The organism is Streptomyces sp. NRRL B-24085 (assembly GCF_001282115.1).
Classification (GTDB): domain Bacteria; phylum Actinomycetota; class Actinomycetes; order Streptomycetales; family Streptomycetaceae; genus Streptomyces.
Genome location: NZ_LJBR01000056.1, coordinates 25,846 through 34,765, shown reverse-complemented (window position 1 = coordinate 34,765; position 8,920 = coordinate 25,846). Strand labels below are relative to the sequence as shown.

General features: G+C 71.9%; 10 protein-coding genes and 1 pseudogene. 3 read left to right on the top strand and 8 right to left on the bottom strand.

Translation table 11 applies throughout. The features are described from left to right. The 3 genes and pseudogenes from AOJ26_RS08435 to AOJ26_RS08425 form a co-directional block, all read left to right on the top strand. A pseudogene (locus tag AOJ26_RS08435) lies at positions 1-303 on the top strand (hypothetical protein); the annotation flags it as partial. Positions 304-386: 83 nt separating this feature from the next. Then, positions 387-1,451 carry a right-handed parallel beta-helix repeat-containing protein gene (locus AOJ26_RS08430; RefSeq protein ID WP_053847570.1) on the top strand — a complete coding sequence of 355 codons (1,065 nt, stop codon included), beginning with the start codon at positions 387-389 and terminating at the stop codon, positions 1,449-1,451. A gap of 59 nt (positions 1,452-1,510) precedes the next feature. Next, a complete protein-coding gene (locus tag AOJ26_RS08425; RefSeq protein ID WP_053847573.1) occupies positions 1,511-2,539 on the top strand; it encodes a methyltransferase in 1,029 nt (342 codons plus the stop codon). A gap of 90 nt (positions 2,540-2,629) precedes the next feature. Here the strand turns inward: AOJ26_RS08425 and AOJ26_RS08420 are convergent, their stop codons facing one another. The 8 genes from AOJ26_RS08420 to AOJ26_RS08385 all read right to left on the bottom strand — a co-directional run bounded on the left by AOJ26_RS08420 (position 2,630) and on the right by AOJ26_RS08385 (position 8,821). Continuing rightward, entirely contained in the window at positions 2,630-2,962 is a 333-nt protein-coding gene (locus tag AOJ26_RS08420; protein WP_053847569.1) for a TcmI family type II polyketide cyclase, read from the bottom strand. A 20-nt stretch (positions 2,963-2,982) separates the two neighbouring features. Beyond that, the gene (locus tag AOJ26_RS08415; protein ID WP_053847568.1) at positions 2,983-3,462 is read right to left on the bottom strand and encodes an SRPBCC family protein; all 480 of its coding nucleotides are present in this window, start codon (positions 3,460-3,462) and stop codon (positions 2,983-2,985) included. A 1-nt stretch (position 3,463) separates the two neighbouring features. Further along, positions 3,464-3,721 (bottom strand): acyl carrier protein, encoded by a 258-nt coding sequence (locus tag AOJ26_RS08410; protein WP_053847567.1) that lies wholly within the window; start codon positions 3,719-3,721, stop codon positions 3,464-3,466. Positions 3,722-3,778: 57 nt separating this feature from the next. Further along, positions 3,779-5,029 (bottom strand): ketosynthase chain-length factor, encoded by a 1,251-nt coding sequence (locus AOJ26_RS08405; protein WP_053847566.1) that lies wholly within the window; start codon positions 5,027-5,029, stop codon positions 3,779-3,781. Beyond that, positions 5,026-6,294, bottom strand: a complete 1,269-nt coding sequence (locus tag AOJ26_RS08400) for a beta-ketoacyl-[acyl-carrier-protein] synthase family protein (RefSeq protein WP_053847565.1) — start codon at positions 6,292-6,294, stop codon at positions 5,026-5,028. Before AOJ26_RS08400 ends, AOJ26_RS08405 begins: the two co-directional genes overlap by 4 nt. Continuing rightward, on the bottom strand, positions 6,291-6,743 hold the full coding sequence (locus AOJ26_RS08395) for a cupin domain-containing protein (protein ID WP_053847564.1): 453 nt from the start codon (positions 6,741-6,743) through the stop codon (positions 6,291-6,293). The genes AOJ26_RS08400 and AOJ26_RS08395 overlap by 4 nt, the downstream gene beginning before the upstream one ends. Positions 6,744-6,809: 66 nt before the next feature. Continuing rightward, on the bottom strand, positions 6,810-7,967 hold the full coding sequence (locus AOJ26_RS08390; RefSeq protein WP_053847563.1) for a SchA/CurD-like domain-containing protein: 1,158 nt from the start codon (positions 7,965-7,967) through the stop codon (positions 6,810-6,812). A 152-nt stretch (positions 7,968-8,119) separates the two neighbouring features. Continuing rightward, positions 8,120-8,821, bottom strand: coding sequence for a class F sortase (locus tag AOJ26_RS08385; RefSeq protein WP_078959801.1), 702 nt, complete (start codon positions 8,819-8,821; stop codon positions 8,120-8,122). Positions 8,822-8,920 lie beyond the last annotated feature (99 nt).

The following is an 8,920-nucleotide window of genomic DNA, read 5'->3' as shown; positions in this document are numbered from 1 at the left end:
ACCCCGGCCACCCCCGCCACCACCCTCGACATCACCTCCACGGTCAGGGAACTGAGGGCCCGTGACTGCATCCTGTGGAGCGGACCCGCGGTCGGGCAGGGACTGCGCGTCGACGAGGGCGTGCACCTGTGGACCTTCAGGAAGGTCAGGGGCGGCGTGCACGTCCACACCGAGGAGACCTGGTCCGGCGCCCAGGTCGAAGCGGACGTCCCGACCGCGACGGCGGCCCTCGGCGCGGGCCTGGAAGCCTGGCTGCGCGATCTCAGGGCGGCCGCCGAGGGCCGGCACACGCCACGGCCGTAGCCTCCCGCGGGCCGCATCCGTGACACGCCCCCGGACGGTCTATCCCGGCCATCTACGAACATTCAGGCCATACGGTACCGAATATGATGAGATTTCATATCTCCCGCCTGGCATGCACCGCGGCGATCATCGGGGCGGTGTTCGGGGCCGCCCCGCCCGTCGCCGCCGCCCACCAGATGACCCACGTGGTCTTTCCCGGACAGTCGATCCAGCGGGCAGTGGACGCCGCCGAACCGGGTGACACCGTCCTGCTGACCCCCGGCACCTACCGCGAGAGCGTCAAGGTGAGCACGCCCGGGATCACCCTGAGCGGCACGGGCCGCGAGACCGTCATCGAGCCGGCCACCACGAAGGTCGGCAACCCCTGCGCCGAGGCCGGCAACGGCATCTGCGTGATCGGGACGAAGGACCACGACGTCGAGGGGGTCACCGTCGCCTCCCTCACCGTCACCGGCTTCTCCGGGTCCGGGGTGTTCGCCATGGCGACCGACGGGCTGACCGTGCGGAACGTGACCGCCGTGAAGAACGGCGTGTGGGGGATCGCCCAGGAGCGTTCGGTGCACGGGGTGTTCCGCAAGAACACCGCCAGGGACAACGGCGACGCCGGCCTGTTCCTCGCCAACACGATCAAGGAGGAGGCGGGCGCCGCGGACACCCGGGGGACCGTGGTCGCGCACAACCGCCTGGAGGGCAACCGGATCGGCATCACCGTCCGGCGCCTCAGGAACCTCACCGTCGCGGACAACCACCTCACCGGCAACTGCGCGGGCGTCTTCGTCGTGGGCGACGAGAACAAGCCGCGGGCCGGCGCGCTGACCGTGCGGGACAACACCGTCGTGAAGAACAACAAGTCCTGCCCGAAGACCGCGCGGCTCGACGCGCTCCAGGGCTCCGGCATCGTGCTGACCGGTGCCGAGGACACCCTGGTGACGCACAACCGCGTCATCGGCAACACCGGCAACTCGCCGCTGTCGGGCGGCATCGTCCTGTTCAAGAGCTTCGTGGGCACCCTCAGCGAACGGAACCGGATCACCGACAACGTCCTGGAGGGCAACGCCCCGGCGGACCTCGTCAACGCGGCCGCCGGCACGAACAACACCTTCGAGCACAACACCTGCCGGGCCTCCAAGCCCGCCGGACTGTGCTGACCGGCGTGGTCACCCGTGAACTCGACGCAGAAGGACGGCCCATGACGACCACTCAGACCGTGACGACCGCTCAGACCACCCCGCCGCCGTCCATGCGGCTCAGGGAACTCGTGTTCGGCGCGGCCTGTGCCGCCGCCCTCCGCGCCGCCGCCCGGCTCGGCGTCGCCGACGCCCTCGACGACAGCCCGCTGGCCGTGGAGGACATCGCGGCCGCGGTGAAGACCGAGCCCGGCACCCTGCGCCGGCTGATGCGGGCCCTGTCCTGCTACGGCGTCTTCGCCGAGCAGCTGGACGGGACGTTCGCGCACACCGACATGTCCCGGCTGCTGCGCGAGGACGACCCGAACAGCCTGCGCGCCATCGCCCTGTGGTGCACCGAGCCCTGGACCTGGGCCACCTGGCCGATGCTGGACGAGGCGGTGCGCACCGGCCGCAACGTCGTGGAGGACCTCTACGGCAAGGAGTTCTTCCAGTACCTCAACGAGGACGCCCCGGCGTCGGCGGACGTCTTCAACCGCGCCATGACGACCTCCAGCGTGCAGTCCGCGCGGGACGTCGCGCAGTTCCTGGACCTGACGGGCAGCGCGTCGGTCGCCGACATCGGCGGCGGCCAGGGGCATGTGGTGGCGAGCCTGCTGGAGAAGTACCCGACGCTGCACGGCACGTTGCTCGACCTGCCGCGCGTCGTGGAGAACGCCGACCCCCGGCTGCGCCCGGGAGGCGCGCTCGCGGACCGGACGCGCCTGGTGCCGGGTGACTGCCGGGTCGCCGTACCGGTCCGGGCCGACGTGTACGTCATCAAGAACATCCTGGAGTGGGACGACGACAGCACGACCCGCGCCCTGCGCAACGTCATCGAGGCGGGCGGCCCCGGAGCACGGGTCGTGGTCATCGAGAACCTCGTCGACGACTCGCCGTCGATGCGGTTCAGCACCGCCATGGACCTGCTGCTCCTGCTCAACGTCGGAGGGGCCAAGCACACCACCGAGAGCCTGACCCGCAGGCTGACGGCGGCGGGCCTGGTCATCGACGACGTACGGCCGGTCAACCCCTACCTGCACGCGTTCGACTGCACCGTCACCGGCTGACCGGGGCGGGGTCCCGCGGACAGCCGCGCGCCGGGCACGCGGTCCACACGTGCCCGGCGGGCGGCGGTCGTACGGCAGGCGTACGGCGGTTCAGGAGCCGCCGTCGCGCTCCCAGCGGTAGAAGCACCGGGCCATCGCGTCCTTGGGCGACCGCCAGGTCGCCGGGTCGTACGCGCTGACGTACGCCGCGAGGCGCTCGCTGATGTCCCGGAACTCGGGGTGTCCGGCCGCCTTCGCGATGGCGGGCCCGGGGTCCCGCTCGGACTCGATGAGGTGCAGGTACACGTCATCGAACTGGAAGAGGCTGCGCCGGGCGACCCCGACGAGGTGCGGCAGTTCACCGCGGTCCGACTCCTCGAACACCTTGGCGATGTCCAGGGCCGACTCCGGGGCCATGCGGGCGACGATCAGGGTCTGGTGCATCGTCAGGTTCTCCGTCCCGCTCAGTCGGACAGCATCTGCACGGGCCGGCGCTCTTCGGCGGCCTTCTCGATGCGGTCCCGGATCAGCGCCATCTGGACCTTGGAGTTCCGGTTGATGTTGTCCGTCATCCAGGCGTCGTCGACCGGGGCGTCCGGCCGCATCGCGAAGTCCTGCGTCCACACCATGCGGGTGCCCTCGGGCACCTCCTCGTACTGCCACACGATGTTCATGTAGGCGAAGGGCCCGGTCTCGACCCGGCGCGCCCGCACGGTGAGGGTGTCGCGGTCCGGCTCCCGCTCCGAGACCCAGCTCCACACCTTGCCGTCCTGGTCGGGGTGCATGGTGAGCCGGAACGTGGTCCTGTTCCCCTCGCGGGACAGGATCTCGGCGGAGGCGTACTCGCTGAACAGCTCCGGCCAGCTCGCGACGTCGTTGGTCATCTCCCAGACCAGGTCCAGCGGGGCCGCGATGGTGACCTCGTTCTGCGTGTGTCCGGTCATGTCAGGCTCCTGCCAGAAGTGCGCTGTTGGCGAGTTCGAGGAACTGCCGGGGGCTCTTGCTCTTCTCCGCGTCGGGCGGCATCGGGATGCCGTACCGGTTCTCCAGCTCGCCCACGATGCCGAGCAGACCGAGCGAGTCGAGGCCGAAGGTGTCGAAGCCGGAGTCCTCGCGCTGCCGGAGTTCCTCGGGGGCGACGGTGACTCCCGCGGCCTTCTTCATGAGCTCGGCCAGCTCTTCCACGGTGATGCGGTCACTCATGGGGTTCCTCTCCTTGGGTCGTGGTGTTCTGTCGTGATGGGTGGTCACGAGGCCTCGCTACGAGGCGCCGGCGGCACCGCGCCGTAGCACCAGCGCCGCGTTCGACCCCATGAGTCCCCGGCTGAGGACCAGCGCCGTGCGCACCTCGGCGGCTCGCGCGCGGACGGTGACGAGGTCGAGGTCGTGGCAGATGTCGAAGACGTTGGGGGTGGGCGGGATCAGCCCGTGCTCCATCGCGAGCACCGCGGCGGCGACGTCCAGGACGGGAGCCGCGCCGTAGGCCCGGCCGACGGCGGTCTTCGGCGCCGTGACGGGCACCCGGGTGCCGTGCGGGCCGAGGGCGTCCGCGATCGCCAGTGCCTCGGCGCGGTCGGCCTCCGGCACCCCGAGGGCGTCGGCGAAGACCACGTCGATCTCCTCCGGCGCGCACCCGGCCTCGTCCAGGGCTCCCCGGATCGCCTGGGCCAGCCCCTGGCGGGACTCCTGCCAGCGGGAGGCGCCGGTGAAGGTCGCCGCGTGCCCCGCCAGGGTGGCCCGCACGGGCACGCCCCGCTCCCGGGCCGCGCCCTCGGCCTCCACGACGAGCATGGCCCCGCCCTCGGCCGGCACGAATCCGCAGGCCGCGGAGGTGAACGGACGGTAGGCGCGGTCCGGTTCCCCGACCGTGCTCAGCTCCTCGTAACCGAGCTGGCAGACCATCGAGTAGGGGGCCAGCGGCGCCTCGGTCGCACCGGCCACCATCACGTCGGTGCCGCGCCGCACCGCCCGCGCCGCGTGGGCCAGGGCGTCCAGACCGCCGGCCTCGTCGGAGGCGACCACTCCGCAGGGGCCCTTGAGGCCGCGCCGGATGGAGATCTGGCCGGTGCTGGCGGCGTAGAACCAGGCGATGGACTGGTACGGCCCGACGAACCGGCTGCCCTTGCCCCACAGTTGCTGGAGCTCGCGCTGGCCGAACTCACCGCCGCCGGAACCGGCCGCGGTGACCACGCCCACGGAGAAGGGGTCGGCGTCGGTGTCGGACCGGCTGAGCCCGGCGTCGTCCAGTGCCAGGTCGGCGGCGGCCATCGCGAAGTGCGTGAACCGGTCGGTCTGGACGAGGTAGCGCTCCTCGATCGCCGACGGCGGATCGAAGTCCCGGATCTGGCCGGCCACCCGCAGCGGCAGGTGCTCGCACCCGTCACGGGTGATCCGGTCCAGGACCGCGACGCCCTCCATGGTGGCCTTCCAGAAGGCCTCGGTGTTGGTTCCGTTGGGCGCGACCACGCCGATTCCGGTGACGGCCGCGCGCCGGGGCTGCGGAGCGCTCATTCGGTTCCCTCCCTCGGCAGGCTCATGATCACCGCGGACTGGAAGCCGCCGAACCCGCTGCCCACCGAGAGCACGCTGCGCAGCCTGCGCTCACGTGCCACGCGCGGCACGTAGTCCAGGTCGCACTCGGGGTCGGGGGTCTCGTAGTTCGCGGTGGGCGGGACCACCTGGTGGGCCAGGGCCAGCGTGCAGGCGACGACCTCGATCGCCCCGATCGCGCCCAGGGAGTGGCCCACCATGGACTTGATGGAGCTCATGGGCGTGTCGTAGGCGTGCGCGCCCAGCGCCCGCTTGACCGCGGCCGTCTCGTGCCGGTCGTTCTGGACGGTGCCCGAGCCGTGCGCGTTGACGTAGTCGATCGCCGTGGCGTCGAGCCGGGCCTGGCCGAGGGCGTCCTCGATGGCGCGGGCCATCTCCAGGCCCTCACTGGTCAGACCGGTCATGTGGTAGGCGTTGCCGAAGGTGGCGTAGCCGCCGATCTCGCAGTACACGTGCGCGCCGCGGGCCCGGGCGTGCTCCAGTTCCTCCAGGACGAGCACCGCGCCGCCCTCCCCCATGACGAACCCGTTGCGCCCGGCGTCGAAGGGGCGGGACGCGTGGGCGGGGTCGTCGTTGCTCGGGGAGGTGGCCTTGATGGCGTCGAAGCAGGCCATGGTGATCGGGGAGATCGGCGAGTCCGAGGCGCCCGCGATGCACACGTCGGCCCTGCCCTCCTCGATCGTGTGGAAGGCGTACCCGACGGCGTCGAGCCCCGAGGTGCAGCCCGTGGAGACGGTCTGCACCGGCCCGCGCGCCTCGAACCGCTCAGCGACCGCCGAGGCGAGGGTGCTGGGCGCGAACGCCCGGTGCAGATGCGCACCGGCCTCCCGCGGGTCCACGTCCCAGCGCTGCCCGCCATGGCTGACCAGGACGTAGTCGTGCTCCAGCCGGGTGGTGCCGCCGACCGCGGTGCCCAGGGAGACCCCGATGCGCCACGGGTTCTCCGCGGCGAGGTCGAGACCGGAGTCCCGTATCGCCTCCTCGCCGGCGACCAGGGCGAACTGGAGGTAGCGGTCGCTGCGGGCGATCTGCTCGGCGTCCAGTCCGTGCGCCGCCGGGTCGAAGTCGCACTCGGCGGCGATCTGCGAACGCAGCCCCGACGGGTCGAAGAACGTGATCCCGCGGGTCGCCGTACGACCGCTGGTCAGCAGATCCCAGAACGCCGGGACACCGATGCCGCCCGGGGCGACGATTCCTATGCCGGTGACCGCCACGCGCCTCCTCATGAGCGCAACCCGGATCGTTCGGCCGCCCCGACGGCGTGGACCGCCTCCGGGATCGGCACGCCGTCGGCGTCCTCGGTGTCGACGTGTCCGAGCGGCGGGCTCGGGGCCAGCGGGCCGAGGTGGAAGACCATCCGCGCCTCCACGTTGCCGACGTTGCGGAACCGGTGCCGCATGTGGGACGGGATCAGGAGCCCCTGCTCGGGCCGCAGTTCATGGGGCTCGCCGTCCAGGTCCACCTCGAGCTGCCCGCACACCACGTAGATGAACTCCTCGGAGTACGGGTGGTAGTGCTCGGCGATGCGGTCGCCGGGCTGCACGATGGCCACGCCCATGAAACCGCTGGTGGAGCCGACCGTGGCGGGGGTGAGCATGGCGCGCAGGTCGCCCCCGCGCCGGGTGTTGGGCTCGACCTCGCTGAGATCCACTACTCCGGGATGACGTTTGATCACGACGTTCCTCCGAACATGTGCTGCATCGACATGAGGGCGTGGCCGGTGACGGCCCGGGCCGGTGGGTCAGGCGCCGGGCGCGCGGCGGTCGGTGACGAGGTCCATGCGGGAGACCGCGAGGAGGTGGGCGGGGGTGCTGTCTCGCAGCGCCGGACCGTCCACCCCGAGGGCTTCGCCGTCGAGAAGGGCCGTCAGCTCGGCGGTGGCGGCCCCGTCCGTGAGGCCGAGCACCGGGCCGGCGTCGCCGTCGAGGGGGCCGCGCACGTCGACCAGTCGCATCACGATGTCGTCGCGCTGGAAGATCGTGCTGCGCAGCACCGGTCCCCGCGGGTCGTCGGCGGCGGCCTCGTCCTGCCGGGCGAGCAGCTCGGCCAGTTGCATGCCGCGCCCCTCGCGGGCCGGGTAGTACAGCGCGTGCCGCACCGCCTCCGGGCTCTCCTCACCCGACGTCACGTGGTGGACGGCGGGCAGTGCCGCGCGGGTGAAGAAGAGCCGGGCGGACTCGGGGTCGTCCAGGTCCCGGTCCTGCTCCAGATAGGGGTTGATGGCCTCCTCGACGGCCCGCACCTCGGGCTGCCGGGCCACGTGGCGCAGCGCGGCGAGCAGGTCGCCGCGCACCTCGATGGCCCGGACCACCCGGTTGCCGTGCATGAAGAGGGAGGTGCGGCACAGCCGGGTGGTGTCGTCGACCCGCGGCTCCGGCGAGGTGTAGCCGGAGAGGATCCTGGCGACGGTTTCCTCGCTGCCCGGCTTGACCGTGAAGGTGAGCGCGTGCCGGATCAGTCCGTCACCGATCCTGGGCGCCGCCTGGAGCCGGCGCTCCTCCGGTCCGCTCTGCACCGCCGGGCCGCCGGTCTCGCGGACGATGTGGAAGCGCAGCGAGCGGGTGTCCCGGACGCAGCTGTGCAGCGGCTGCACCATCCGTACGTGTTCCTCGCTGTTGACCCAGGTGAGGAAGGGCGGGGCGCTCTCCCACTCGCTGGTGATGAGCCACTGGGAGGGGTTCTCGATGGACTGGCAGAGCTGGTCGCTGACGTGTCCGGGGACGGACGCGACCTGGCTGCACAGGCTCTCGTACGCCTCGAGGAACTGCTGTTGGGCCCCGTCGTAGACGTCCACCAGCAGGACGACACGGAGCCTGGAGCCGTCGAACACGGACTGGGAGACTCGCTGCGACGCCTGTTGCACAGACGCTTTCGAAACACGGTCGGACGTGGTGGTCATCCTGCGCACATCTCCTTCGGGGGCTGGGGCGGGCGAACGTCGGCCACGGGGTATGACGTCGGCGTTCCTCGATCGTCAGGCCGCCCCGGGAAGCGCGCGACTCGTATGCACCGTGGGGGTGACCGGCGGCCCGGGAGCCGGGCGGGGCGGACTCAGAGGAGGTGGGCGAAGACCACGAGGTTGTCGGTGTAGTCCCTGGCCGAGCGGTCGTAGTCGCCCGCACAGGTGATGAGCCGGACCTCGGGCCGGGCGGTGTCGTCGTACACCCGCCGGCTGGGGAAGTCGTCCTTGTCGAAGGTCTCCACGCTGTCGACCACGAAGGACGCCCGGCGCCCGTCGGCCCGGTCCACGTGGAAGACGTCCCCCTTCGCCAGTTCGCCGAGGTTCACGAACACGGCCGCCGACGTGGCCGTGTCGACGTGCCCGGCGATGATCGCGGTGCCCGGCTCACCGGGGGAGACGCCCTTGGCGTGCCAGCCGACGAGGTTGGTGTCATGGGCGGGAGGCGGTTCGAGGCGTCCCGAGGGACCGATGGCGAGGTCCGTGAAGGGCGCGTCGACCGAGATCTTCGGAATGAGCAGGCGTACCGGTCGCGACCGCGGGAGCTGTCTGCCGGCCGGCTGCCCGGCCGCCTGTCCGGGAGGTGTGGCCGACGGAGCCGGCACGGAGGCGGCCGCGGCCCGGGGTGGCGGGGAGGCCGCGGGCGACGACCCGTCGTTCCCGCCGAACAGGCTCACGGCCAGCACCAGGACCGCCGCGGCGCCCACCATCACCTTGGTGGGGGGACCGTCCCCGGTCGGGGCGGGTTCGTCCTGGCCGGGGGTTTCTGCGGGAGGAGAAGGACTGACTGCCATCGGGGACCACCTCACCAGGACATGGCAGATATCAGGCGGACGGGGCACGGAACGGGCCGGCCGGACCGCCACGCGGCTCGCGCGTGGCGGCCACGGCGG